General features: G+C 30.5%; 20 protein-coding genes and 1 pseudogene. 18 read left to right on the top strand and 3 right to left on the bottom strand.

Annotation, left to right across the window (positions count from 1 at the left end; all coding sequences use genetic code 11):
* Nucleotides 1-90 precede the first annotated feature (90 nt).
* From EM932_RS06955 to EM932_RS21465, 7 genes and pseudogenes are all read left to right on the top strand, one after another.
* A complete protein-coding gene (locus EM932_RS06955) occupies nucleotides 91-459 on the top strand; it encodes a BlaI/MecI/CopY family transcriptional regulator (RefSeq protein WP_135876459.1) in 369 nt (122 codons plus the stop codon).
* On the top strand, nucleotides 459-1,634 hold the full coding sequence (locus EM932_RS06960; RefSeq protein WP_135876460.1) for a M56 family metallopeptidase: 1,176 nt from the start codon (nucleotides 459-461) through the stop codon (nucleotides 1,632-1,634). The genes EM932_RS06955 and EM932_RS06960 overlap by 1 nt, the downstream gene beginning before the upstream one ends.
* Nucleotides 1,635-1,780: 146 nt before the next feature.
* Nucleotides 1,781-2,860 carry a hypothetical protein gene (locus tag EM932_RS06965; protein ID WP_135876461.1) on the top strand — a complete coding sequence of 360 codons (1,080 nt, stop codon included), beginning with the start codon at nucleotides 1,781-1,783 and terminating at the stop codon, nucleotides 2,858-2,860.
* Nucleotides 2,861-2,865: 5 nt separating this feature from the next.
* Nucleotides 2,866-3,921, top strand: a complete 1,056-nt coding sequence (locus EM932_RS06970) for a 6-bladed beta-propeller (RefSeq protein WP_135876462.1) — start codon at nucleotides 2,866-2,868, stop codon at nucleotides 3,919-3,921.
* A gap of 739 nt (nucleotides 3,922-4,660) precedes the next feature.
* The gene (locus EM932_RS21400; RefSeq protein ID WP_135876513.1) at nucleotides 4,661-4,876 is read left to right on the top strand and encodes an Arm DNA-binding domain-containing protein; all 216 of its coding nucleotides are present in this window, start codon (nucleotides 4,661-4,663) and stop codon (nucleotides 4,874-4,876) included.
* Complete coding sequence (locus EM932_RS21405; RefSeq protein ID WP_170179748.1) at nucleotides 4,858-5,016, top strand: phage integrase SAM-like domain-containing protein; 159 nt, start codon at nucleotides 4,858-4,860, stop codon at nucleotides 5,014-5,016. The genes EM932_RS21400 and EM932_RS21405 overlap by 19 nt, the downstream gene beginning before the upstream one ends.
* Nucleotides 4,983-5,108 (top strand): annotated as a pseudogene (locus tag EM932_RS21465) (site-specific integrase); the annotation flags it as partial. The gene EM932_RS21405 and the pseudogene EM932_RS21465, both read left to right, overlap by 34 nt.
* A gap of 545 nt (nucleotides 5,109-5,653) precedes the next feature.
* Here the strand turns inward: EM932_RS21465 and EM932_RS06980 are convergent.
* Nucleotides 5,654-7,006, bottom strand: a complete 1,353-nt coding sequence (locus EM932_RS06980; RefSeq protein WP_135876463.1) for a sensor histidine kinase — start codon at nucleotides 7,004-7,006, stop codon at nucleotides 5,654-5,656.
* Nucleotides 7,007-7,008: 2 nt separating this feature from the next.
* The gene (locus EM932_RS06985) at nucleotides 7,009-8,373 is read right to left on the bottom strand and encodes a sigma-54-dependent transcriptional regulator (RefSeq protein ID WP_135876464.1); all 1,365 of its coding nucleotides are present in this window, start codon (nucleotides 8,371-8,373) and stop codon (nucleotides 7,009-7,011) included.
* A 203-nt stretch (nucleotides 8,374-8,576) separates the two neighbouring features.
* Here EM932_RS06985 and EM932_RS06990 point away from each other — a divergent pair, with 203 nt between their 5' ends.
* The 7 genes from EM932_RS06990 (at nucleotide 8,577) to EM932_RS07020 (ending at nucleotide 19,677) form a co-directional block, all read left to right on the top strand.
* Nucleotides 8,577-9,935: a TolC family protein gene (locus EM932_RS06990; RefSeq protein ID WP_170179749.1), complete on the top strand. Its 1,359-nt coding sequence runs from the start codon at nucleotides 8,577-8,579 to the stop codon at nucleotides 9,933-9,935.
* Nucleotides 9,936-9,941: 6 nt separating this feature from the next.
* Nucleotides 9,942-11,192, top strand: coding sequence for an efflux RND transporter periplasmic adaptor subunit (locus EM932_RS06995; RefSeq protein ID WP_135876466.1), 1,251 nt, complete (start codon nucleotides 9,942-9,944; stop codon nucleotides 11,190-11,192).
* A gap of 45 nt (nucleotides 11,193-11,237) precedes the next feature.
* Nucleotides 11,238-13,673, top strand: a complete 2,436-nt coding sequence (locus EM932_RS07000; RefSeq protein ID WP_135876467.1) for an ABC transporter permease — start codon at nucleotides 11,238-11,240, stop codon at nucleotides 13,671-13,673.
* Nucleotides 13,674-13,708: 35 nt separating this feature from the next.
* Nucleotides 13,709-16,096 (top strand): FtsX-like permease family protein, encoded by a 2,388-nt coding sequence (locus tag EM932_RS07005; RefSeq protein WP_135876468.1) that lies wholly within the window; start codon nucleotides 13,709-13,711, stop codon nucleotides 16,094-16,096.
* Nucleotides 16,097-16,234: 138 nt separating this feature from the next.
* Nucleotides 16,235-16,924: an ABC transporter ATP-binding protein gene (locus EM932_RS07010; protein ID WP_135876469.1), complete on the top strand. Its 690-nt coding sequence runs from the start codon at nucleotides 16,235-16,237 to the stop codon at nucleotides 16,922-16,924.
* A gap of 140 nt (nucleotides 16,925-17,064) precedes the next feature.
* On the top strand, nucleotides 17,065-19,458 hold the full coding sequence (locus EM932_RS07015) for an ABC transporter permease (RefSeq protein WP_170179750.1): 2,394 nt from the start codon (nucleotides 17,065-17,067) through the stop codon (nucleotides 19,456-19,458).
* Nucleotides 19,459-19,479: 21 nt separating this feature from the next.
* Entirely contained in the window at nucleotides 19,480-19,677 is a 198-nt protein-coding gene (locus EM932_RS07020) for a hypothetical protein (RefSeq protein WP_135876471.1), read from the top strand.
* 217 nt (nucleotides 19,678-19,894) lie between these two features.
* Here EM932_RS07020 and EM932_RS07025 read toward each other — a convergent pair whose 3' ends face one another.
* Nucleotides 19,895-20,932, bottom strand: coding sequence for a LacI family DNA-binding transcriptional regulator (locus EM932_RS07025; protein ID WP_135876472.1), 1,038 nt, complete (start codon nucleotides 20,930-20,932; stop codon nucleotides 19,895-19,897).
* Nucleotides 20,933-21,135: 203 nt separating this feature from the next.
* Here EM932_RS07025 and EM932_RS07030 point away from each other — a divergent pair, with 203 nt between their 5' ends.
* The 4 genes from EM932_RS07030 to EM932_RS07045 are packed head-to-tail and all read left to right on the top strand — an operon-like array spanning nucleotide 21,136 to nucleotide 25,582.
* Nucleotides 21,136-21,951 (top strand): SDR family oxidoreductase, encoded by an 816-nt coding sequence (locus EM932_RS07030; protein ID WP_135876473.1) that lies wholly within the window; start codon nucleotides 21,136-21,138, stop codon nucleotides 21,949-21,951.
* A 23-nt stretch (nucleotides 21,952-21,974) separates the two neighbouring features.
* On the top strand, nucleotides 21,975-23,156 hold the full coding sequence (uxuA, locus tag EM932_RS07035; RefSeq protein WP_135876474.1) for a mannonate dehydratase: 1,182 nt from the start codon (nucleotides 21,975-21,977) through the stop codon (nucleotides 23,154-23,156).
* Nucleotides 23,153-24,574, top strand: coding sequence for a glucuronate isomerase (gene uxaC / locus EM932_RS07040; protein ID WP_135876475.1), 1,422 nt, complete (start codon nucleotides 23,153-23,155; stop codon nucleotides 24,572-24,574). Before uxuA ends, uxaC begins: the two co-directional genes overlap by 4 nt.
* Before the next feature lie 9 nt (nucleotides 24,575-24,583).
* Nucleotides 24,584-25,582 carry a TRAP transporter substrate-binding protein gene (locus EM932_RS07045; RefSeq protein ID WP_170179751.1) on the top strand — a complete coding sequence of 333 codons (999 nt, stop codon included), beginning with the start codon at nucleotides 24,584-24,586 and terminating at the stop codon, nucleotides 25,580-25,582.
* Nucleotides 25,583-25,591 lie beyond the last annotated feature (9 nt).

The raw sequence follows: 25,591 nt of genomic DNA on the forward strand, positions 1-25,591 counted from the left end.
TAATTAACTATACTATATTTACTTTGGTCTACATTTGTAGACTTAATAATTATTGTCTACATTTGTAGATGTAAAATAAAAACATGTAGTATGCAACTTCCAAAAGCCGAAGAACAAGTAATGAAATATTTGTGGAAAATCAATAAGGCATTTATGAAGGATTTGCTGAATGAGTATCCCGAGCCAAAACCTGCATCAACAACAATTTCTACGCTTATAAAAAGATTATCCAAAAAAGGTTTTATTGGCTATAAAACTATTGGCAAATCAAGAGAGTATTTCCCAAAGGTTAAAAAATCAGGCTATTCCTCGTATCAAATAAAAGAGTTAATTAAGGGTTTATTCAACGAGAGTACTTCACAGTTTGCATCATTTTTTACAAGAACAACTGATTTTTCAGAAGAGGAGTTAAACCAATTAAAAGATATTCTAGACAAACAACTAAAAAGTAAAAAGTAATGTTAATTTATATTATCAAATCAACACTATGCTTAGCCTTTTTTATTGGGTTATACTATCTTTTTTTAGAAAGAGAAAAGATGCATCAATTCAATCGGTTTTATTTGTTAAGCGCTATTTTTTTATCCCTGTTCATACCAATATTAGATATTTCTATAGATTTTGGATTATCATTTGATCAGTTGTATGTTGAATATTTTTCAAGCCAAGAAACGCTAAAACCTTTGGTGGTTAGTACTGAGTCTAGTTCTAGTTTAGTAACTTCTGGGCAAACTGAAAGAAGTATTAGTAATCTATATTTTTGGATTGGATATTTACTGGTGTTTGTTGTGTTAGTATTCCGTTTTATTAAAAATCTAGCTGCTATTTACAAAACAATTAGAGTTAATAAAAAAGTTGTTTATAAAAATTCCAATTTAGTATTGTTAGAAAGAGAAACCGAATCTCATACTTTTTTTAAGTACATTTTTTTGAATAAATCAAATTACAACAGTAAAAGAGTTGCAGATGAAGTGCTTACTCATGAATTAACCCATGTGAAACAATTACATACACTTGATGTTATTCTAATTGAATTGGTTCATTTGTTATTCTGGTTCAACCCATTATTTATAATATATAAAAAAGCAATCAAATTAAATCACGAATTTATTGCTGATAATAAGGTTGTTGAAAAACATAAGAACGTTTATTCTTATCAGAAAATGCTAATAGGAATAGCCTCAAATTATAGAGTTCATTTGGTAAACAATTTTAATTTTATTGTAACAAAAAAAAGATTGGATATGATGAATATTAGAAAAAACGAACTAAAAATAATAATAAATAAAAGTGGAATAATATTCTTAGTATTTGTATTGATCTTGGTTTTTAGCAAAAATAGTACCTCACAAAACAAAATTAATAAATCTAATTATTTGGAAAATATTACCAATGCTAAAACTGAGATTATTAAAGGTAAAATTGTAAATGAAGATGGAGAAGGCATACAGGCAATCATTATTGTGAGGGGAGTTGATAGTGGAGTTAAGTGTAATATAGATGGTGATTTCGTCATTAGAGCTTTATCAAATCAAATTCTTGATATTTCTCATAAAGGTTATCAATCACAAGAAGTAAAAATAGGTGAAAAAAAATCTTTTAATATTAACCTTATAAAAGATCTTAAAAATTAAAAAGAGTAGTCTTGTTAAAGTTTTTAAAGACACAGTCACTAATAAATATTAAGGAGTAGGTTTAACTAGTACAAATATATTTTTAAAAGGAGCAAACTAGCGGATTTCACTCAAATTAGTAACCTAATATAATTAAAATTAAAAAAATGAAGAAAATATTACTTGTAATAACCTTAGCTCTATTTAACTTTTCCTTACAATCACAAGAAAAATCAAAAATAATTGAGGTTGATGTAAAAAAGAGTACCTCCTTTAGTTTATCTCAAATTGTTGAAGAGATTACAATGGTTACTCTATCAAAACCTAATAACTTGTCGCTATATAAAATAAGTAAAATATTATTAATTGATAATTTTTTGTATGTATTATCTGGAAGTGAGGAGAATAAAGGATTTCCAGAATATGTATTGCAATTTGATTTAAAAGGTAACTTTATAAAAGAATTGGATCGCAAAAATAAAGAAACGGGAGAGCTTATGGAGGTAACAGGGCTTTTTTATAGTGATGATAAAATATATGTTCGGTATAAAAATAAACACAAAAAATATGCTGTATTTAATAGTCAAGGAGATTTTGAATATTCAAAGAATAATAACGACTCATTTATTTGTGCTTTTAATAATGGTTTATGGAATGAAAATGTATCATTTGATTTTGATAAAGGAATTGCTATTCATACGGTAGAAAAAAGAAATAGAACAACTAATAAAGTAAAAACTATATTGAAATATAAAGAAAATTTAAAGCCTAAATTTATTAAAAATAAAATTAAGGGCTCTATTCTTGCAGATTATTCAGTTACAGATAACAAACTATTTATTGCTGTTGATCATACAAAAACAGTATATATTATGGATAATGAAAATAAAATGTCTGCTTTTCAATTTAACTTAAAAAACAACTCTCCTAGCACGTTTAGTATTAAGCCGTTAAGCTGTGGTTTAAATAATTATATAAAATTTGGTTATATGAGTGGTACTACACCATATATTTATCTTTATAATATAAAGGATAACACTGGCAATAATATAAAGATATCATGGGGGAAAAACAGAAAACTAATCTCGGGAATACAAGATGATATACTAAACACAGGTTTTGTGAATTTAAGAAATACCAATGTAAAAGAACTAGGGTATTTCACAAAACGTAAGTATGATTTACCAGAAATATTTAATGAGAGTGATGATTCTGATTCTGTTGTCTTTATTGTAAAACTTAAATAAAAGGCATGAAAATTTTCTATTATTGTGCACTTGTTTTTCTAATTATTTCTTGCAATCAGGAAAAAACGAATGATTTTTTAGTAATTGATGCTCAAACAAATGACAATACATTTAATCTTTCAGAAATAGCTGACGAAATAATAGCTATTCCTTTAGAAACTAATGATGATTGTCTGATATCATTTATTAGTCGTGTAATTATGACTAAGGATTATTATTTTGTATTGTCTTCTGATCTTTATCAATTTAACAAAAAAGGAAAGTTTATAAGGCAAATTGGGGAGAGAGGTCGAGGTCCTAATGAATATAGTCGTATTAACTCAATAGCTGTGGATGGAGAAGAGCAGACTATCTTTATGGCTACAGGACAAAAGTTATTAGCTTATAATTTTGATGGAAAAATAAAACAGGGTATTAAGTTTAAAAAATTTGTTGAATTTATGTCTTTCACAGACGAAGAATTACTGATTATTTCTACAGAAATGGGAATAGAACAAGAAAATAACAAGTTTAAGAATGTAACAAAACTACACAAAGTTAGCCGCAGACTTAATGTCAAAGACAGTATTTTAGTAAAAAGTATTGATTTAAAAAAACAGTCAGGGACATTTTATTCGGGAGCCCAATATATTTCTAACTTTGGGAAACAACTATATTTATATTATCCCGTATTAATGAAAGAGTCTATTATAAGAGATACACTATATAAAATTGATGATGAAAAATTGTTGCCGTTTTTAAAGCTAAACTTTAAAAGAAAAAAAGATAAACACTTATTATTTAAAAATATATACCGTTCAAAAAACTTCCTTTTTTCAGAATATAATTATAACCGCCAACAATATTTCTTTTGTTATGATTTTAAAAGCAATAAGCAAATGAATATGAAAAGTGGGTTTGAAGATGATATTTTAAAAACAGGTGTAGCAAAGTTGATACCATTAGATAAAAAATCTGGTTTAATGCTATTTATTAAAGAAGCCCATCAAGTATCAGAAATTATAGAGGGTGTAGATGAAAATGACAACCCTATTTTAATGCTAGCGCAACTCAAAGAATAGTTAAGCATTACTAAAGTAGAATTCTTGGACTTGTTACTCTTACTCGGACATAAATTTTAAGACTGTTTAATCTATAGAATTCCTCGACACTCTGCGTTGGAGTGAATTGGAAAGCTTGAAAACCTTAAGTTTTCAGCAAACTAAAAATAAACTTTTATTCCGTTTAATACCCCAATGACTCTGCCTCGAGATTCTTTATTAAAAACCAAATATCATAGATAATGAAAAAGCAAGTACCCGGTATATCACAACTCTAAAAGCAGTTAATGACGTTATCTTCATTAATATTAATATAATTTGTACCTTTATATTAACAAAGAGAAACAAATTATATGTTTAAAGTTCTTTTTATAGTTTTAGTGTACAAATAGGTGTGCATAGTTATAGAAGACAGCGTAAATAGCTGTTTAACAGTGTTGTATGAAAAGGGGGTTAATCCTGCCCCCCCGACTTTTTAATAAATCAATTAGTAATAAAAACTTGGTAATCTCATGATTATCAAGTTTTGTCGTTTTAAGGCAATCCATTTTATTTGAATTGATTTGGTAAAATAAGTTACCTATTCGGTTACCTTGTTTTAAAATCACCTAAAAAGGTAACAGAGGCGTCTGATTTGACTTTTGTTTTTGAATGTTTAACTCTTAAAAACAAAATGTATGAAAAATGCTCACACCTTTAGTATCCTGATTTGGTTAAAACTTGCCAATACCAAAAATGAAAAAGCCCACTCTATGCCCGTATTACAGTCAATGGAAAACGAGCAGAACTTTCACTAAAAAGAAAATTAGCCGTTTCAAACTGGGATAGTACTAAAAACCGGTTGAAAGGTTTAAGTCACGAAGTATCCATTATCAATAGTTATTTAAATCAGGTATATTTAAAATTGTTTGAATGCCATCAGCAATTACAACAAGAAAATAAACTAATTAGTGCAGTATGTTTCTTTCTGAATTGAGTTACAAATTCATTATTGACTTTGGACGCTTTTTAAAGTATCAAGAGTCTATGGGAAACAATACAGTTATGAAACATATAGAACGTTTACGCAAAATGATAAACTTGGCTTTTCTATTGAAACTGTTTCTAAGCTATTAGGACATTCTAAAATTACAACCACTCAAATCTATGCGAAAGTCATTGAGAGAAAAGTAAGTCAGGACATGATACGGTTAGAAAGACGAATGTAAATTGCACATAAAATGACCATCTCGATTTGGAATTCAAGATGTGTGCCTGTGGGCACAATCTTGTCTGCTCCCCTTGGTCGCAGAGTTTTAAAGTAAATTATAAATAAGTAACATCGCGTAGCGTGTTACCCTCTTGCTTTTCCCCCTTAGTTTTGTAAACACACTTTATGTAGAGATTCTTTTATGATATTTAGTTTTCTATTTAATTGCTAACTTTTTATCTGGGAATACACTCTATAATTGTAAATAAAACTAATCAACAAAAAACCTCAAGACTTTAGTACCACCAGCAGCTTGATATAATATACTTCTATGCAACTGTGTGCATCTCTATATACATTTTAAGCGTGTCTTTGTTTTAATATATACATTTGTAAGGTGAGTCAAAGCAGATATAAGACTACATGGCATTTTCAATTAGCCATCTAGGTCATTAAAATGTTTTTATTTTAATGAGAAGGATTAAGAACCATTATATTTATGTTCATTTGTAAATATATAAATTTGGTTGACTAAATATTGACTGAAGGAAATTCCTGCTTTTTTTATAATTTTAAACTAAAAGTTGTTTCTTTATTTGGGATTGATGAAACATATAAGCTACCGCCATGAAGCTTCATAATATGTTTAGAAAGGCTTAACCCGATACCTGTTCCTTCTTCTTTGGTAGTAAAAAAGGGAATGAAAATTTGATCTTGAATTTCTAAAGGAATACCAAGCCCATTGTCTGTAACACTTACTATAACATTATTATGTTCATCTTTTTCGCCTTTTAACTGAATAAGCCCTTGATTACTAATTTTATTTATAGACTGGATGGCATTTTTAACTAAGTTCAATAAAACTTGAATGATCTGTTTTTCATCAGCGCAAATTTCTAAATTATCAGGCCTTATAGAGACTTCAAACTTTATATCTTGGAAACCCTTTTTTTGACTAGACAGAATTCGTATTTTATTAAATAGCGTTTCAACAAAGACAATCTCTTTTTCTGGTTTGGGAATTTTAGTAAGCGACCTATATGACTCAACAAAATTGGTTAAGTCTTTACCTTGATCTTTAATTACTTCTAGCCCTTTAATGGTTTTTTCAATGTCTTTTTCGTTTAATTCTGAAGGCTGTATCTCCTTACTATTCTTTGTGTATATCGTAGATAATGTTTCAGATAATGAGGTTATAGGTGCAATAGAATTCATGATCTCATGTGTTAGCACTCTAAAAAGTTTTACCCAAGCATCTGTTTCTTTTTCATCTAATTCGCTATTAATATTTTGAATAATCACTAAAATTAAATTTTCATTACCAACCATTATAGGTTTGGATCGTATGGTTAATTGTATGGTTTCACGCTCATTAGTAATAGAGGTTAGTTTTTGGTCAAAAGGTTTTAATTGAGATATTAAAGTAAATAACTTTTCATCAACACGTTTTAATTGTTCTATATGAGTCAACTGCTCATAATTCAGCAGTGTTTTTGCTGTTTTATTGGCTAATAAAATATGCCCTTTTTCATTTAAAGTGAGTAAACCTATCGCTGCTTGCTCTAAAATAGAATGATAATATTGTTCTTGCTGTTTGTTTTCTATTTTTACTTTTTGGATTAAAAAGTTAAGCTTATTTAAGCTTTTATGTAAATCTTTTACGGATTTATCTTTGGTATGAATAGGAAAATGTATAGCAGAATCATCGTTCTCTACGGCTTCAAAAAAGAAGGCTATTTTGCGATTGGTTTTATTTAAAAATTTAATTAAACCTACAACTTGAAAACATAAAATGACACCAATATAAACTCCATAATCAAGATGCTTATTAATACTAAAATACGCTAACCCGAAAGCTGTAAACGTAATACAGAGCACTCTAACAATTATTCTATAATATATATGTTTACTTGCCATAATTAAATACCATATCGTTTTATTTTATTATATAAAGTTTGTCTAGTAATTCCTAATTGATTGGCTGCTGCGCTAAAATTTTGTTCGTGTTTCACTAGTGCATTTTCAATCATAGTTTTTTCCATATCGTCTAATGTAATGTTCATTTCTTGAGTAGCAGAAAAAGCCTGTTTTTTAAAAACAAAATCGTTTGAAGTAAGGATATTGTGTTCACTTAATATTACGCTTCGTTCTATGGTATGTTGTAGTTCTCTAACATTTCCTGGCCATTGATGATTTAGTAATTTCTTTTTAGATGAAGCATTAAGTTTTAACCCAGATTTCCCATACTTACTAGAATAGCTAGTTAAAAAATATTCAGCTAATAATAAAATGTCATCATCCCGAAGTCGTAATGGAGGAACTTCAATTTGTATGGTATTAATTCTATATAACAAATCCTCTCTAAACAAGTCTTCATCTACCATTTGCTCTAAATTACAGTTTGTAGCACAAATCAATCTAATATCTACAGGTATGGGATCATTAGATCCTACTCTAAAAATCTCTCTGTTCTCTAAAACGGCTAGCAATTTAGCTTGTAAGGTTAAACTAAGATTACCAATTTCGTCGAGAAAAAGTGTTCCACCATTAGCCGTTTCAAACTTTCCTGCACGGTCTTCATGTGCATCGGTAAAAGCACCTTTAGTATGCCCAAAAAGTTCACTTTCAAAAAGGCTTTCAGTAATGGCGCCCATATCTACAGTCACTAAAACTTCATCTTTTCTTAAAGAACCGTTGTGAATTGCTTGCGCAATGAGCTCTTTACCTGTACCATTTTCACCTGTTATTAAAATATTAGCTTTAGTTTTGGCAACTTTTTGGGTAATTTTTAAAACTTGATTTATAGCTTTAGAATTCCCAATAATTGGGGTCTCGTTTTTATTGATTAGCTGCTTTAAATGTTTTGTTTTTTCTTTTAAATGGCTAACCTCTTTTCTGGATTGCTGTAACTGATATGCTGATTGTATGGTACTTAAAAGCTTATGATTGTCCCAAGGTTTTAATATAAAATCTGTAGCTCCTTCTTTTAAGGCACGAACTGCCAATTCTACACCGCCGTATGCCGTCATCATAATAATCGATGTGTTTTGAGTCAACTCATTTATACGTTTTAGCCAATAAAATCCTTCGTTTCCCGTATTTACACCTGCCGAGAAATTCATATCTAACATTATAACATTATAAGTATTTAAATCTGAAATTGAGGTAATACCATTAGGGTTAGCTAATGTGGTTATAGTTTTATATTCAGACTGCAATAATAGCTCTAAAGCACTTAGCACACTTTTTTTGTCGTCTACAATAAGAATTTTTCCTTTATTCATTAGTATAAAAATTGGAACTCAAAACTAAGCATTATAAGGTTCCACTTTTAAAAAGTGTAAAAATATTTTACACTTTTTGTAAATTAATTTTACACTTACATATTAAAAAATGATTCTAAATAAGGATTAAAGTGCTGTATTTCAATGCGTTTTGTTTTATGGCATGTAGTTGGCATATGGAATTATAGAAAATGATTAAAAACATGTGTCAAAAAATAGTGTGGTTTTTAGCTTTGCTACTAATTCCATGTAAAGGGATGTCTCAAAAAATATGGACACTAGATAATTGCATTGCTTATGCTTTAGAACATAATCTTGCACAAGAAACACAAAATTATAATGCCGAAATCAGTAAAGAGCGATGGCGACAAAGCAAACGCGATATGTTACCAATCATAAGTGTTTCATACCCAAGATATAATGTCAGTTTTGGGCGTACCTTAGATCCTGTTACTAATAGTTTCGTAGATACGCGTTTTGTATCTGGTTTAAGTGGCGGGTTATCATCATCTTTAACGCTTTTCGAGTCTTTTAAAAAATGGCACACCTTATCGTACCAAAAGTTGATATATGAATCCAGTAAATTTGATGAGCAGCAAGCACAATATGATTTGGCCTTTAGAATTATGGACTTGTTTAATAGCGTATTGTTTCAAGAGGGTACTTTAGAAATAATTAAAGAACAACAAGCTACCAATTTATTGCGTCAAAAAACTATTGCTAAAAAAGTAGAACTAGGTTTAGTTGCTAAGGCCGATTTTTATGAAATAGAAGCCGCTACCAGTGCTGATGCTTTGGAAGTATTAAAAGCTGAAAACACCCTTAAAGCAGCTAAATTAGCACTTATTCAAGAAATGAACTTAGAAGCTTCAGATATTTCTATTATTCAGGATATGCCTTCGGATAAAGCTTCAGATATTGATTCATCATTACATATAGAAACACTGTTTAATGCTTCGCAAAACATTTTACCTAGTCTTCAAAAGAGTAAAATAAATGTAGAAACTGCTAAAAAAGATTTAGCTATTGAAAAAACAGCACTATTACCTAGTATTCGTTTAGGAGCCAGTATTTTTTCAAGTTTTTCTGATAATTTTAAAGATGCTTCAGGAAGTACTATTCCATTTAATGAACAAATAAAAAACAATCAAAATAAATTTATAGGATTATCCCTTAATTATCCCATTTTTGGTAACGGTAGAATACGTAGTAGTATAAAAATTGCTAAGATAGAATTAGAAAAAGCACAAGCTGAACTAAAAATAGAGGAACAACGTACTTATAAAATTATTCAGGAATTATTACAAAAAAATGAGGCACTTATTGCCGAAGAGCAGTTTAATTTAAAAACGGTAAAAGCTAAAAAGAAAGCTTATGATATTGCTCAAAAAAAGTATGAAAAAGAATTAATAAATCTTTACGAACTACAAATGGCAAGTAATACGTATCTAACAGCAAAAATTGAACAAGTTCGATTAATGGCGCAAATGGCTATTCAAAAGCACACACTAGATTTTTACAATGGTACATTTTCATTACCAGTCATATCACCTTCTAATTAAACAACTATGGACACCAAAATAGAAAAGAAAAAAGGGATTAGGCCAAAACATATAGCTATAGTAAGTGCGGTGTTACTATTTCTTTATTTTATTGGTTATATCGCTTTTAGCGATTCAGGCTCTACACTTAAAGTAGAGAAAGATAAGCTAACCATTTCTACAACAGTTCAAGACAAGTTTAACGATTACATAAGCATTAGTGGCTTAGTGCAACCTATAAGCACGGTGTATTTAGATGCTTATGAAGGCGGTCGTGTACTCGAAATTTTAATAGAAGAAGGTAGCATGGTAAAAGAGGGGGATGTTATTTTAAAGTTAGAAAACAGAGAGTTGTATGGTCAAATTTTAAATAGTGAAACCAATTTAGCTATAAAACAAAATGACCTTAGACAAACCCAAATAAATTTTGAGTCTAAACGAATTGGTGGGCAAAAAAGCTTGTTAGAATCTGAATTCCAGTTAAAAAAGGCAAAGCGAAAGTTTGAACAATACAAAGCTCTATATACAGATGAACTCATTGCTGGTGAAGAATTTTTACAAGCAGAAGAGAGTTATGAGCTCGCACAAAAAAATCACGAGGTAAATAAGTTTCAAGTAAAACAAGATTCATTACTAAGTACCGGAAGTATAAAAGATTTGGTAAAAGATTTAGCCCGTATGAAACAAACTTTGGGTATGGCATACGAGCGTATAGAAAACTTAAATGTAAAAGCACCCATCGATGGCCAATTAGGTATGCTGGATGCGGAAATTGGTAAACAAATAGGTCGCGGACAAAGCATAGCACAAGTAAACGTGCTAACCGATTTTAAAATAGAATCTACTGTTGATGAACATTATACAGACCGTATAAAAAAAGGACTAACAGGTACGTTTGAACGTGGAGATATTTCTTTTGGTATAACATTGAAAAAGGTATATCCAGAGGTTCGAGAAGGAAAGTTTAAAATAGATATGGTATTTTCTGGAGAAAAACCAAACAATATAAGAACAGGGCAGAACTATTACATTAAATTACAATTAGGTGCACCAACCGAAGCCTTGTTGTTACCCCGTGGGGCATTTTTTCAAAGCACTGGTGGTCAATGGGTATATGTTGTTCACAGTACAGGAGAATTTGCGGTAAAACGTTCGGTAAAAATAGGAAAACAAAACCCTAAATATTATGAGATTTTAGAAGGATTACAAGAAGGAGAGCAAGTAATCACCTCGGACTATGATGCTTTTGGTGAGAGTGATAAGTTATTACTAAAATAATAGAGATACAATGGTGCTACTGAAACAAATGAAAAGTTAATAAATATGATTTTTAAAATACTAAAAGAATACATCCGTAGAATAAGTAGAAACTATAAAATCTACGCCATTTCTATTTTAGGAATGAGCATTGCTATTATTGCTTCTTTTCATATTTATCATTTTGTGTATAAGGAGTTAAGTGTTGATGGGTTTCATACGAAAAAGAAAGATATTTACAGAGTGAATTGCAAATGGGGAAATAATTCTAATTTTAGGGTGGCAATAACTCCAAATCCACTTGGGCCTCTATTAAAAGAAAAGCTTCCAGAGGTAAAAGACTATACAAGATTTCAGCATAACTCCCCAATAGAGTTTCATTTTAATAGAACATCTGAATTAAGGCAATTTGCACATGCTGATCCTTCTTTTTTTGAATTATTTAATTTCTCAATTATAGAGGGTAGTCTTAAAAAGTTTAAGGAAACTCCGAATGGTATTTTTTTGACACAAAAAATAGCTAAAGAACTATTTAAAGATGAAAACCCTATAGGTGAAGTGTTAACTATTTCTGATTATAAATCACCAAATAAAAGAACATTAGAAGTAATAGGTGTTATTGAAAACTTTTCTAAAACATCGACTATACAAGCAGAAGCTATTATAAATTTTCAAGATTATGAAAAGAATGTTGGAGGAGGATGGAGTTCATGGTCACCAAGTTTATACTTGCATATTCCTTTATTAACAGATGCTAAACAATTAGCAACTAAAATCAGTAATGAATTATTTGATGAACGAAATAGAGTTGCTAATGGATATACCGTTAAAGAAAAAACACCATTTTATTTACAACGCTTTGACAAAATATATTTTAACTCCAATAATATAAAAGATCAAGAGGAAAAAGGGTCTTTACAATTTATTAAAGTAGTTTCTTTAATAGGTATTTTAGTGTTGCTTTTTGGAGCGCTTAATTATGTAATCATGAACATTGGGCTCAATAGCTCAAGAATTAAAGAGTTTACCACAAAACGCTATTTAGGGGCTTCTAAAAAGACCATTTTAATGCAACTTATTTCAGAATCTATTTTAAATGTTTTAATAGTATTAGTAATTGCTTTTGCTTCTTATCCATTATTAAATACTTATATCTCAGAATTAATCGGGTTTGATTATTTGTTGTCTTTAACATCAGATGTATTTATTCTGTTTACATTCTTTTGTCTTGTTTTAGCTATAGGGTTAGTAATTGGTTTTATTGAGTTTTTAATATCGTACAGTACTATTATCTTAAGCATCAATACTAATTTGAAAAACGCTTTTAATCTTTCTAATAAATATATTATTGGCTTTCAGTTAGTGTTAAGTATTGCTACAATTATATCGATTTTGGCAATAAAAAAACAAGTAGATTATATTGAAAGTAAGGATATAGGCTTCGATATTCATAATATTATAAGTATTCCTACTATGAAATATTCAGATGAGATAAAAGGTTTACTTCAATCTAAAAGTTTTGTAAATTCTATTGCTAGAGGGCAAAATTTATTTAGAACAGATTTTAGAGCTTCAAATACAAAATTAGTTGAGCTTGATAAAGAAATAGATGCTATTGTTATTCAGGGCGATAACAACTATTTAAAAACCCATAAAATAGAATTATTACAAGGTAAAAACTTAAACCCATTAATTCTTTCTAATAATGTTAAAGAGCATTTTGATGGAGAAAGGAAAATGAAGCTTAGGAATAATAATTCTCTAATAGAAGTTTTGGTAAACGAAACTTTTGTTAAAAAAGCTAACCTTAAAAACCCAATTGGTACTGTTTTAACCAACGATTATGCAACTGGAAGTCTTAGAAAAGGGGTTATTGTTGGCGTATTTAAAGATGTTTATAACCTTCCATTGTATTATCCTGTTCAACCAATCATCTTTGGATTTGATTTTACTGGGTATCCGAATATTTTTCAAGTATCCTATAATCCGGAGTATAAAAATCAGTTGCAAAATGACATACTTACATTTTTTAAAAGCAAAGGGTTTGATGACAAAGTCTTATTAAGAAGATTAATTGGTTCATACAATCACAAAGACATCTACAAAAAAGAACTCCAATTAAAACGTTCATTAGAAGCTTTTACCATGATTGTGCTCTTTATTTCACTATTGGGTATGATAGCCATTAGCTTATTTATTACCGAAAGCAAAATCAAAGAAATTGGCATTCGTAAAGTAAACGGTGCTACTATTAACGAAATCATGCTAATGCTTAATAAAGATTTTATAAAATGGGTGGTTATTGCCTTTGTCATCGCTTGCCCCATTGCCTATTACGCAATAAGTAAATGGTTGGAGAACTTTGCATATAAAACAGCATTAAGCTGGTGGGTATTTGTATTGGCAGGTGTATTCATCCTAGTAATTGCATTACTAACGGTAAGTTTGCAAACGTATAGAGCAGCGACTAGGAATCCCGTAGAGAGTTTGCGGGATGAATAATACGGATTAATAAAAAGGAATAGTTAAAACAAATTATGCTTAAACATTATATAAAATTCACTTTAAGAAATTTTAGAAGTAACAAAACCATTCTGTTAGGGAGTTTGTTATCGCTGTGTTTGGGAACGCTTTGTGCATCGTTGTTATTTACATACACCTTTAATGAACTCACTATAGATAACTTTCATGAAAACAAAAAACGTATTTATTTAGAAGTTTTTAAGTTTACCCCAAATGATGAATGGTCAAATCCGCCACCAGCCATCGATATAGATTACAGTTTGTTTCCAGAATTAGAAACTGCAGTCTCCGTGCCCAAGTTAAGTAAAAAGTATAAAAACGCAGTGGTTTACCATAAAAAGGAAGCTTACTATTCTGATATTATTATAGCTGATACTGCATTTTTTAAAATATTCGATTTTAAATTAAAAACAGGTAATAAAGAAACCTTTTTTAATGATCCATACAGTGTTATTTTATCTGAAAAAATTTCTAAGCTATTATTTGGAGATAAGAATCCTGTTGGAGAAAAAATTCGAATTAAGACTAGTTTCGAAGCTACTTACACTATCAAAAACATTATACAAGTACCATCTAACAGTTCTATAACCTTTGACCTTATTTTGCCGGAACCCTCAAAAACTTTTGGTATTAATTATCATCAGGGTGGTATGAAATTTATACTTGTTAATGAAACATTTAATGAAGCTGATTTTATAAAAAAAGTAGAACGTCTAGATATCGTTTCACTTTTTAAAAAGAACTTAGGTTCCCAAATAAATTATCTTCCGTTTAACAAACTATACTATAAAGATATAGCGCTTCGGGCAGACATTTTATCGAGAAGAGGAGACTCTAAAACTTTAAAAATACTTTTTGCAATCATACTGGTGATAATCATTATTCCTGCACTTAACTTTTCCAATGCGCAAATAATCAACATGAATAATAGTGCTAAGTATATTGCTATAACAGCTATAAACGGTGCAAAAAAATCAAATACACTATATCAAAAACTTACTGAGTTCATAATACTTTATGGCATTGCTTTTTTATTCGTTAGTATTCTCTACAAACTTGTACTGCCTTTTTTTAATAATATTGTTAAAATTGAATTACAACCCTCAAATTTAACCACCTATATTATCATTGGTGCTACATTGGTTTTGACCATGATATTGGCTTTTGTATATCCATTGCTAAAAACATATAATAGTTCTGCAATAAGAGGCGTAAAACATGCAATTGCAATCAATACTAATTTAAAGCTTCGCAAAACCATTTTGGTGTTTCAATATGTTCTTACAATGGTTCTCCTTATTTGCTCCATATTGGTTTCCAAACAACTGGATTTAATGTTAGGTAAGGATTTAGGTTTTAAAACCAAAAACATTGTAAGAGTAAAGTTTTACAATAAATCACTTTTATCGCAAGCAGAGTATACGCAACAAAATAATGTAGACTTACAGAAACTTGACTTGATAAATAATGAGTTGTCCACAAACCCTTTGGTAATTAATTTTTCTCAGGGAATGTCACCAATAACATTGGCACCAATTCTTTTCAAGAAAAAAGATAGTGGTAAAGATTTTTCTGGAATGAACTTTTTATCAACCGGTATCAATTATAGAAGTGTTTTTGGGCTTACACTTCAGGAAGGACGATGGTTTGATAACAACACTAGATATTCATACAATAAAGATGAAATTATTATAAACGAAGCCGCCAAGAAATTTTTAGAAGTAGATAATATTAACAATGCTACAATTTTAAGCCCAAATGAAGTCTTTAAAGGTTATAAAATTATAGGTGTAATTAAAAATTTCAATAATGAGCATTTAGCATATAAACCTAAGCCCTTGGTACTATTTCCTTCTGTGCAGCCTGAAGATGACTATTTTATCACATTACAAGAAAATGGTGTTAATGATGCTTTAATTTCACTTGGAAACTTATTTAAAAAAGTGAATCCAAATGAAACTTTTAAATATACTTTTTTAAGTGATGAGATTGTAGCTCGTTACGATAAAGAAAAACGTCTTAGTCTTATCTATATTCTATTTACACTTATAGCTTTATTAATATCGGCTATAGGTTTATTTACCATTGCTTTGTATGACACTCAACGACGTGTTAAAGAAATAGGCATTCGTAAAGTAAACGGAGCTGCCATTAAAGAAGTTATGTTAATGCTTAATAAAGACTTTATGAAATGGGTGCTTATTGCTTTTATAATTGCATGCCCCATAGCTTATTACGCTATGAGTAAATGGTTAGAAAATTTTGCATATAAAACCAGTTTAAGTTGGTGGGTATTTGCTTTGGCAGGAGTGTTTATGTTAGTTATTGCATTACTAACGGTGAGTTGGCAAAGTTATAGAGCAGCATCTAGGAATCCTGTAGAGAGTTTAAGAGATGAGTAAAATAAAAAATAGAAATATCAATTTATTTGCTGAGGTAATCTTTGAAAAAGCAATTGTCAACGAACAAATTATCAAGTCATTAAAGATAGAACTTCGTAATAAAAACAAATAAATATTAATAACAAAAAACAAGTAACTATGATAAAAACTGAAGAACTCACAAAAATTTTTAGAACAGAAGAGATTGAAACTAAAGCCCTTAACAACGTCAACTTACACGTCAAAGAAGGTGAATTTGTAGCCATAATGGGACCTTCTGGATGTGGTAAATCAACCTTGTTAAATATTATTGGAATGTTAGACAATCCTAGCGAAGGCACATATATGTTTAACGGTAAAGAAGTTGGTAGTTTAAAAGAAAGTAAACGCACCCAAGAACGTAAAGGGAATGTTGGCTTTGTATTCCAGAGTTTTAATTTAATTGATGAGCTTAACGTTTACGAAAACGTAGAACTACCATTAATCTACTTAAAAATAAAAGCTAGCGAGCGTAAACGTATGGTTAAAGACATGTTAGAGCGCATGAAAATGGGACATAGAATCAAACATTTTCCACAGCAATTATCGGGAGGTCAGCAACAACGAGTTGCTATAGCTCGTGCCGTAGTAGCAAATCCTAAATTAATATTAGCCGATGAGCCTACGGGGAATTTAGATTCTAAAAATGGAAGAGAGGTTATGAATTTGCTCACCGAACTCAATCAGGAAGGTACTACAATTGTAATGGTAACACACTCCGACCATGATGCAAATTACTCACATAGAATTATAAATTTATTTGATGGGAAAATTGTAACCCAAACCCGTAAAGACCCTGCTTTGGTGTAATACTAATTTCTATGGAAGTAGAATTTCATGAAATAAGAGAGTAAAAATAATCGAAAACGTCATTGCGAATCACGCTTTTTTTCGTGATGTGGCAATTTTTTAGATTCAAAATAAAAAAATTACTAGCAACAAATTTAAATATGCTAAAATATTATATAAAATTCGCCTTTAGAAACTTTAGAAGTAACAAAGTCATTTTTGCAGGAAGTCTAGCGACACTTTGTTTAGGAGCATTGTGTATTTCGTTATTGTTCTCATATATACATAATGAGCTTACAATGGATGATTTCCATGAAAGAGAGAACGATATCTATATGGTGATTATGAAACAATCTCCAAAGAGTGATTGGAGTCACCCATTCAGATTTTCAGTCGAAGAATATCCTGAAATTGAAAGTGCAACAGATTTAATATTTTTTAGAGAGGATGAAACAAAACTTAAATATAACCAGGATATTTATTTACCAAAAGGAATCATTGCAGACAGTAGTTTTTTTAAAGTATTTGATTTCAAATTGTCAATTGGAGATACAAATACGGTTTTAAACGACCCTCAAACCATTATCTTAAGTGAAGACTTTAGCAAGAAACTCTTTGGTGATTCAAATCCTATAGGCCAAGTCATTGATTTTGAAATACGTATGCATCAAGGAACTCATACAGTAAATGGAATAATAAAAATACCACCCAATAGTTCCTTGAAGTTTGATTATATTATTCCTTATGCAAGGAGAACTTACGGTTACGGACGCTCAAGTATTCCCTTTTTTAAAGCTGTAAAAGGTTTTGATAAAAATAAGTTTGAAGAAAAAATAAAGAATTCTAATAATAAAGTTCCAAATTTTTATCCACAATTAACAGAGAGTATAACTTCTACAATAAGTTTTGACGAATTATATTTTAATTCTGAGTTGAGTACTTTAAAGAAGAGAACCCTATTTAGCTCAGGAAATAAAAAAAATATAGACATTCTTATAGTCATTATGCTAGTCATTCTATTGGTGTCTATACTTAATTATTCTAACCTCCAAATAATTAACACCAATGCAGTACTTAAAAATATTGCTATATCTAAAGTAAATGGGGCTTTAAAGCGTCATATTGTTGGGCAAAAAATTATTGAGACCTTAATTGTTATCACCATATCTGTTCTACTTATTACTCTAGTTTACAACTTATTACTGCCATGGTTTAACGATTTTGTTCGAGTTTCCTTAGCACCACCCATTTGGAAAATATTTTTAATTAATGCTATTATTCTTTCCTCTATAACAATTATCGGTTTAATATACCCAATGCTCATTATTAATCGTTTTTCAACCATTAATAACTTAAAGAAAACGAATTCAATCTCTCAAAAATTAAAAGGAAAACAAGTTACGGTGGTTCTACAATATGCTATGGCCTTTTTGCTATTAATATCTTCAATAATAGTAAATAATCAACTAAAATTAATGTTGGATAAAGACCTTGGATTTAACGATGATGGCATTTTAAAAGTCAAACTTTATTACGAACCACCTTTTAATACTGAAAGCCGAAATTGGACACGAGAACGCAGACTGGAAGAACGAGAAAAAGCGATGCAAACACCTAAATATATTAATAATCAGTTAGCGTCATTTTCCATTATAGAGCAATCATCTCAAGGAGGATCTCCTTTAGATGTTTTTCCCATAGACTGGAAACCTAAAGCTGGAGATTTTGAATTTGAAACACTCAATTCTTTAGTTGTAACTCCAAATCATCAGAATTTATTTAATTTTAATTTAATAGAAGGCCGCTTTTTTGAAGAAGGTGTAGACAAACAACGTGGTAAAAAAATAGTTATTAATGAAGCCGCTAAAAAGCATTGGGGTATTGAAGACATAGAAACTACGGTAATTAAAAACAGAAGCTGGGGAGAATATAAAATAATAGGTGTTGTAAAAGATTTTAATTACGAACATCTATCAGCAAAACCTAAACCTCTTATGATGGTTTATTTTGAAGATTTTGAAGCTGAATATTTCATAAGATTCCATAAGAATAAAACACAAGAAGGTATCCAGCATATCGAAGCTTTATTTAAAGAAATAAACCCGAATCAGGTTTTTAAATATTCCTTTCTAAGCGATGAAATTGCTGTACTATACCAAAAAGAAAAACGCTTAAGCATTATTTACATAGCCTTTACCATTATTGCGTTGTTAATCTCAGCAATAGGTTTATTTACCATTGCTTTGTATGATACGCAACGTAGAGTAAAAGAAGTAGGTGTTAGAAAAGTAAACGGTGCTACCATAAACGAGATTATGTACATGCTTAATAAAGACTTTATAAAATGGGTGGTTATTGCTTTTATTATTGCTTGTCCTATTGCTTATTACGCTATGAGTAAATGGTTAGAGAATTTTGCCTATAAAACGCCTTTGAGTTGGTGGGTGTTTGCTTTGGCAGGTGTGTTTACATTTATAATTGCTCTGGTAACAGTTAGCTGGCAAACATATAGTGCGGCAACTCGGAATCCTGTGGAAAGTTTAAGGGATGAATAAAAATAGAATCTAATTAAAAAAATGAACATCACATACTATTTAAAAATAGTTTACAGGAATTTCATAAACCAACGTCCTTATACTTTTTTAAACTTAATTGGGTTAAGTATTGGTTTGTGTATTTCTTTTATTGCATTGCTTTACGTAACAGAAGAAACGGGTTTTGATACGTTTCATAAAAATTCTAAGAATATTTACAGATTATCGAATAAGTATTAAGCGTCTGTTATCAAGTAATTAGGGGGAAATACAGTGATGAAGCGCATTCGAAGACTTCGAATAATAATGACGTAAACCTATAAGATAGGGTGGATAGGATAGAAAAAGATCCATTTCAAAAAGAATCCAAATTAAATTAGACTGGAAACAAAACAGGTTTAATAGAACTTATTTAGGTATTAACAAAACAGCACTTTTGGTGAGTTTTTAAAATAAATTACAAATATTTAACATTTTCTTTTGTTAATAATTTAATAGGTAAATACCTGTTTTTTGGGGGAACAACATTATTTATAATGAAGTTAAATAAAGTTTTAGTACCCTCATAACCTTGAAAAAAAGCATCTTGATCAATTAAGAAGTCAATGGTTTCATTTTTAATTAAATGCACATTTTCTTCATTTAAATCGTAACCAATTAATTTTAAATGTTTCAGTTTATGTTCTTCTACGTAATTGGCGACAACGCTAACTTTACTTGAAGGAATAAACAAGCCTTTAATTTGATGGTTGGTCAATTTTTTATGAAGTAATGTGTTAATCGTTTCTTGGTCTTTAATTTTTGGGAGTATGACTTCATGTATTTGAATAGGTGTTTTCCGAGTATTAAAATACGATTTAAAACCAGAAATTCTATCTTCAATAGTTGAGTGATGGACATTATCCCTCCTAACTTTTACTATAAGAATATCATCTTCCGTATTTATTAGTAATGACATAAGTTTTGCTGCGAGCGCTCCACTGTCGAAGGAATGTTGTCCGATATAAGAAATATTGTTTGCCCCTTCTAATTCTGCGTTAATGAACACATATGGAATCTTTCTTTGGTCTAAATATATAAGCCTCTCTTTGGCTTCATTTAAAAATATAGGAGCTAATAATACAGCATTAAAAGAATTCTCCAACAACTTATCAAATACATCCTTAAAGGAATTTAAATTTAAAGGATCAAAGTGGAAATAATTTACTGAGATCCGATGCATTTCGAATTCTTCAGATGCTTTTTCAATACCTTTTTTTGGAAGATACCAAAAATCGGATGAAGATTCAACAGTAGGCATTAAAACTGCGATATTGTATTTTTTATTTAAAGCAAGTATTCTAGCAGTTTTGTTTATTTGAAAGCCATGTTCCTGAATTATTTTCTCAATACGTTCTTTTGTTTTTTTAGAAACTCCAGATCTATTATGAATAACACGGTCTACTGTTCCAATAGAAACTTTTGCTAAGGCTGCAATATCTTTAATTGTTTTCAATATATATTTTTAAAAAAACCTTATTAACACATAAAGGAACTAATTAGTTAATTAAAGCGTAATAAACGAAAATATAAAATACTGAGCTAAATTTCTTTGTTTTTCAAAACTAAATCAAATAAAATATTTAAATTTGCGTGTACGCACACGTTTTTATAAAGTATATATATAATTATTATAGTATTAAAAAGTTAGCTCATAAAATGAATTTATTTAGCATTAAAGATAAAGTAGTACTTATAACGGGAGGTTGTGGAGTATTAGGAGGAAGTATTTCAGAATATTTATTAAAAGAAGGTGCTACAGTAGTTTTACTGGATTATAAAGAGGATCTTATAGAAAAGACAGTAACAAAATTTAAAGCCATAAGCGAACATGTAGATGGTCTTTTTTGTAATGTAACAGATGAAGAAAATTTACAAAAAGTTTCTGATACTATAATTGAAAAATACGGGCGCATAGATATTTTGTTAAATGCAGCTGGAGGAAATATGCCAGGGGCTACCATTGGACCTACACAAACCATTTTTGATGTAAATATCGATCACTTTAAAAAAGTAGTAGATTTGAATCTTTTTGGTAGTATCTTACCATCTATTGTTTTTGGAAAAGAAATGGCAAAAAAGAAGAAAGGCGTTATTTTAAATGTGTCTTCCATGACAGCAGAAAGAGCCATTACAAGGGTTGTAGGGTATTCAGCTTCAAAAGCTGCTATTGATAATTTTACAAAATGGATGTCTGTTGAATTAGCTTTGAAATTTGGTGATGGATTACGGGTAAATGCGATTGCTCCGGGATTCTTTATTGGAAATCAAAATAGAGATTTACTAATCGATAAAGAAACAGGAAATTATACAGATAGAGGAAATACAATTATTCAAAATACACCAATGAGAAGATTTGGTGATGCTGACGAATTGAACGGAGCCGTACATTATTTATGTTCTGATGCTTCAAAATTTGTTTCAGGGATTGTAGTTCCTATCGATGGCGGATTTAGTGCTTTTAGCGGTGTGTAATATAATAATTAAGAGAAAAGAAGATGAAACAAACATGGCGATGGTACGGACCTAATGATCCTGTGCAATTATCAGATATTAAACAAGCAGGAGCAACTGGCATTGTTTCCGCATTACATCAAATCCCTAATGGCGACGTTTGGACTGTTGAAGCCATAAAAGAAAGAAAGCAAATTATTGAAACTGCGGGTTTAGAATGGTCTGTTGTAGAAAGTATACCTGTACATGAAAATATAAAAACCCGTTCGGGGAATTTCAGCATATACATTGAAAACTATAAGAAAAGTATAGAAAATTTAGCGGCTTGCGGTATCAACATTGTTTGTTACAATTTTATGCCAGTTTTAGACTGGACACGAACATCTTTGGATTATGAAGTAGCCGATGGCTCTAAAGCATTACGTTTTGATGTGGTAGCTTTTGCAGCGTTCGAGTTATATTTATTAAAACGACCAGAAGCAGAAGCTATATATTCTGATGCCGAAAAAGTTGAAGCAAAAGCATATGTAGATGAATTGTCTGAAGACAGAAAGAAAGCATTGGTAAACAATATTATAGCAGGGTTACCAGGAGCAGAAGAAGGGTATACACTAGAGCAATTTCAAACAATTTTAGATACCTATGCTAATATTGATGCTAAGAAATTAAAAGAAAATCTGGTAGCCTTCTTAAAAGAAATTATCCCTATAGCAGCTCAAAATAATGTGTTAATGTGTATTCATCCAGATGATCCACCTTATGCCATTTTAGGATTACCAAGAGTGGTGAGTACCGAAGCAGATTATGCATATATTTTTGAACAAGTACCTCATATATCTAATGGCATTACGTTTTGCACAGGATCTTTAGGCGTAAGGGCAGATAACAATCTGGTACAAATTTTTAAACGCTTTGCAGAACGTGTGCACTTTTTACATTTAAGAAGCACAAAAAGAGACAAAAAAGGAAACTTTTACGAAGCCAATCATCTAGAGGGAGATGTAGATATGTATAGTATTGTAAAAGAAGTTATAGCTGAAGAAGCAAAAAGAAAAGAAGCTGGAAGAGTAGATGCTCTGATTCCGGTACGTCCGGATCATGGTCATCAAATGTTGGATGACTTACATAAAAAAACAAACCCTGGATATTCGGGAATTGGACGTTTACGAGGATTAGCAGAATTGAGGGGATTGGAATTGGGAATTTCTAGAAGCGTAGGATTATGATGTTGACAAATTCAAAGGCATTTATAACAGATAATTTTTTATTGCGATCTAAAGAAGCAGAAATTTTATATCACGATTATGCTAAAGGTATGCCTATAATAGATTATCATAATCATTTATCTGCCAAACAAATTGCCGAAAATAAACCGGTTGGAAATATTACTAAGGCCTGGTTAAGTGAAGATCATTATAAATGGCGTGGAATGAGAGCTCATGGTATAGATGAAGCCTATATTACGGGTACCGCTTCTTTAAAAGATAAGTTTACAAAATGGGGAAAAACGGTTCCATTTACCTTAAGAAATCCGTTATTTCACTGGACGCAATTAGAGTTGAAGCGTTATTTTGATATAGATACCATTCTACAACCCGATACAGCCGATGACATTTATGAAAAAGCCAATACTATTTTAGCTCAAAAGACACCGGCACAGTTGTTAGAACAAATGAAAGTAGAACTTGTTTGTACTACGGACGACCCAACAGATTCTTTAGAATATCATAAGCAAATTGCAGCGGGTAATTTTTACACGAAAGTATTACCTACGTTTCGATCAGATAATTTCTTTTTTATTGAGAATACTGTTACGTTTACAGCCTATTTAGATAAGTTAGATGCTTGTGTTAATTTTTCTATTGATAGTCTTGACAGTTTATTTAAAGCCATTGATGAAAGAATAGATTTCTTCGATGAACATGGTTGCAAATTGTCCGATTACGGTATTACAGGACCTCTCTATGTAGTAGATTATACAGAAGATGAAGTTACCGAAATCTTTAAGAAATTTTTAAGTAAAATAACGTTAACTGAAGACGAAATAGCAAAATACAGAACGTATATTTTATTTTATTTATCTCGTAAATACCATGAAAAAGGGTGGGCGCAACAATTTCATTTAGGACCTATAAGAAATAATAATAAAAGACTTGTAGAACAATGTGGTGCTGATGCGGGATGTGATTCCATAGGAGATTATTCATTCGCAGAATCGATGTCAAAATTCTTTGGGCAGTTAGATTATGAAAACAAATTAACTAAAACAATTTGTTATAATCTAAACCCAGCACATAATGAAGTATTTGCAAGCATGATGGGTAATTTCAATACAGGAGAATTACCAGGTAAGATGCAGTGGGGATCCAGTTGGTGGTATTTAGACCAAAAAGATGGTATAGAAAAACAATTAAACACGCTATCAAATATAGGTCTGTTAAGCCATTTTGTTGGTATGTTAACAGATAGCCGTAGTTTTTTATCGTTCCCGAGACATGAGTATTTCAGACGTATATTATGTGATTTAATTGCTGATGATGTACAAAAAGGATTGGTGCCTAATGATATGGCTTTTTTAGGAAAGATAGTCCAAGACATATGTTATAATAATGCTATGAATTATTTTAAATTTGATAGTAACTAAAAATACTTTATGAAGAATCCATATTTAAAATTCTTGTCAATTAAAACACTGCTTGTTTTAATGATATCATATATGCTAAGTTCATGTGATACTTTGCAAGGTAAAAAAGTTATAAAACTGGCGCACGGTTTAGATATGAGTCATCCAGTCCATAAAGCCATGGTGTTTATGGCTGAGGATTTGGAAAAACGTTCCAATGGGACTATGGGGATTCAAATTTATCCAAACCAACAACTTGGAACCGAACGTCAAGCCTTAGAATTATTGCAAATAGGAAGTTTAGATATGACCAAAGTCTCAGCTGCCGTTATGGAGAACTTTTCTCCTAATATGAAAGTATTTGGACTGCCTTTTTTATTTAGAGACCGAACACATATTTTTAATGTTCTGGATGGAGAGATAGGAAAAGAGCTTTTAGATGGTGGGCAAAAATATTGGCTTAAAGGCCTTGGTTATTATGATTCAGGAAGCCGAAGTTTTTATACAAAAGAAAAGCCTGTAAAATCACCTGAAGATTTAAAAGGGTTAAAGATTCGTGTTATGGAAAGTATTACTGCTATGAATATGGTGAGTAGTTTAGGAGGTTCTCCAACACCAATTTCATGGGGAGAATTGTATACTTCTTTACAACAAGGTGTTGTTGATGGTGCTGAAAATAATCCACCTAGCTTTTACTTGTCACGTCATTATGAAGTCTGTAAGTTTTATTCTTTAGATGAGCATACATCTATACCAGATGTACTGATTATGGGAACACATTTATGGAATGATTTGAATGATGAACAACAAAAATGGGTTCAAGCTTCTGTAAATGTATCTGTTAAGCACCAAAGAAAACTGTGGGAAGAAGCAGAGCAGGAGGCGTTAGAAGAAGTAAAAAAAGCAGGTGTTCAGGTTATTAACCCTGACAAATCAAAATTTCAGGAAAAAGTAGCAGATATGTACGAAAGCTATAAAGATGAAAATGAGATTTATAGTTTGATCAATAGAATTCAAAAAGTAAAATAACACTATAGT

Source organism: Flavivirga rizhaonensis (genome assembly GCF_004791695.1).
Classification (GTDB): Bacteria; Bacteroidota; Bacteroidia; order Flavobacteriales; family Flavobacteriaceae; genus Flavivirga; species Flavivirga rizhaonensis.

Coding starts and splice junctions, on each gene's coding strand:
- EM932_RS06955 (WP_135876459.1), top strand. CDS start 91: ATGCAACTTCCAAAAGCCGAAGAACAAGTAATGAAATATTTGTGGAAA.
- EM932_RS06960 (WP_135876460.1), top strand. CDS start 459: ATGTTAATTTATATTATCAAATCAACACTATGCTTAGCCTTTTTTATT.
- EM932_RS06965 (WP_135876461.1), top strand. CDS start 1,781: ATGAAGAAAATATTACTTGTAATAACCTTAGCTCTATTTAACTTTTCC.
- EM932_RS06970 (WP_135876462.1), top strand. CDS start 2,866: ATGAAAATTTTCTATTATTGTGCACTTGTTTTTCTAATTATTTCTTGC.
- EM932_RS21405 (WP_170179748.1), top strand. CDS start 4,858: ATGTTTCTTTCTGAATTGAGTTACAAATTCATTATTGACTTTGGACGC.
- EM932_RS06980 (WP_135876463.1), bottom strand. CDS start 7,006: ATGGCAAGTAAACATATATATTATAGAATAATTGTTAGAGTGCTCTGT.
- EM932_RS06985 (WP_135876464.1), bottom strand. CDS start 8,373: ATGAATAAAGGAAAAATTCTTATTGTAGACGACAAAAAAAGTGTGCTA.
- EM932_RS06990 (WP_170179749.1), top strand. CDS start 8,577: ATGTGTCAAAAAATAGTGTGGTTTTTAGCTTTGCTACTAATTCCATGT.
- EM932_RS06995 (WP_135876466.1), top strand. CDS start 9,942: ATGGACACCAAAATAGAAAAGAAAAAAGGGATTAGGCCAAAACATATA.
- EM932_RS07000 (WP_135876467.1), top strand. CDS start 11,238: ATGATTTTTAAAATACTAAAAGAATACATCCGTAGAATAAGTAGAAAC.
- EM932_RS07005 (WP_135876468.1), top strand. CDS start 13,709: ATGCTTAAACATTATATAAAATTCACTTTAAGAAATTTTAGAAGTAAC.
- EM932_RS07010 (WP_135876469.1), top strand. CDS start 16,235: ATGATAAAAACTGAAGAACTCACAAAAATTTTTAGAACAGAAGAGATT.
- EM932_RS07015 (WP_170179750.1), top strand. CDS start 17,065: ATGCTAAAATATTATATAAAATTCGCCTTTAGAAACTTTAGAAGTAAC.
- EM932_RS07020 (WP_135876471.1), top strand. CDS start 19,480: ATGAACATCACATACTATTTAAAAATAGTTTACAGGAATTTCATAAAC.
- EM932_RS07030 (WP_135876473.1), top strand. CDS start 21,136: ATGAATTTATTTAGCATTAAAGATAAAGTAGTACTTATAACGGGAGGT.
- uxuA (WP_135876474.1), top strand. CDS start 21,975: ATGAAACAAACATGGCGATGGTACGGACCTAATGATCCTGTGCAATTA.
- uxaC (WP_135876475.1), top strand. CDS start 23,153: ATGATGTTGACAAATTCAAAGGCATTTATAACAGATAATTTTTTATTG.
- EM932_RS07045 (WP_170179751.1), top strand. CDS start 24,584: ATGAAGAATCCATATTTAAAATTCTTGTCAATTAAAACACTGCTTGTT.